Raw genomic sequence first — 963 nt, 5'->3', positions numbered from 1 at the left:
CGGCCGGCGCGACCGGTTCGGCGACAGCGGCGACCGGCGCGGCAGCGGCAGCCTGCGCATCCGCCCCGCTCTCGGCCTTCAGCCGCTCGAGCTTCGCGCAGATCGTCGCGGCGGCGGCCGCGTCCGGTTCGGCGCTCGCGCGGTAGTCGACGAGCTGGTCGGACAGCACGTCCTTGGTCTCGAGGAACGCGTCGACCATTTCCTTGGTCAGCGTCAGCTCATGGTTGCGTGCGCGGTCGAGCAGCGATTCGAGGATGTGCGTCGTATCGGTCAGCGCGGAAAAGCCGAACGTCGCGGCGCCGCCCTTGATCGAATGCGCGGCACGGAAGATCGCGGCCAGATCCTCGGGGTCGGGCGAACCGACGTCGAGGTTCAGCAGCAACTGCTCCATCTGCGCGAGCAGCTCGTCCGCTTCGTCGAAAAATGTCTGGTAGAACTGAGTGATGTCGAGAGTCATGCCCGGTCCCGGGTTGAATGCGTCGCGTGAATGTCAGGAGGCGGCCGGTTCGGACAGCGTCGCGACCAGGTCGACCAGCACGGCGGGGTCGATCGGCTTCTCGATCCAGCCGGTCGCGCCCGCGTCGCGCGCGGCGTCCTTGAATGCGTCGCTGCCTTCGGTCGTCAGCACGAGGATCGGCGTTTCCGTATAGGCGGTCAGCTTGCGCAGCGCGGCGATCACTTCGAGCCCGCTCTTGCGCGGCATGTTCTGGTCGGTCAGCACCAGGTCGTACGGCACGGTGGCCGCCAGGTCGAAGCCGGCCTCGCCGTCCGGCGCCACCGTCACGTCGTAGCCGGCCTGCGCCAGCGTCGCCTGGAGCAGCGCACGCATGGTCGCGGAGTCGTCGATGGCGAGAATGGTTCGGATCATGTCTGTCTCGGAATCTTTTAAGCGTCAGGGTTTCGGCACGGCGACGGCGGACGCCGCGAGCGCCGGCCGCGCGGCCGGCGCCGGGCCGGCCAGCT

At 68.8% G+C, this 963-nt stretch carries 2 protein-coding genes; both read right to left on the bottom strand.

Features of this window, described 5'->3' with window-relative positions; genetic code table 11:
- The coding region (locus DPV74_RS41540; RefSeq protein WP_205571994.1) for an Hpt domain-containing protein at nt 1-457 on the bottom strand (457 nt) is incomplete at its 3' end.
- A gap of 33 nt (nt 458-490) precedes the next feature.
- Entirely contained in the window at nt 491-868 is a 378-nt protein-coding gene (locus DPV74_RS41535; protein ID WP_021164383.1) for a response regulator, read from the bottom strand.
- Nucleotides 869-963 lie beyond the last annotated feature (95 nt).

The organism is Burkholderia sp. HAN2018 (genome assembly GCF_024704855.1).
Lineage (GTDB): Bacteria > Pseudomonadota > Gammaproteobacteria > Burkholderiales > Burkholderiaceae > Burkholderia > Burkholderia cepacia.
The sequence above is the reverse complement of the archived record's forward strand: the minus strand, read 5'-3'. Positions and strand labels throughout refer to the sequence as shown.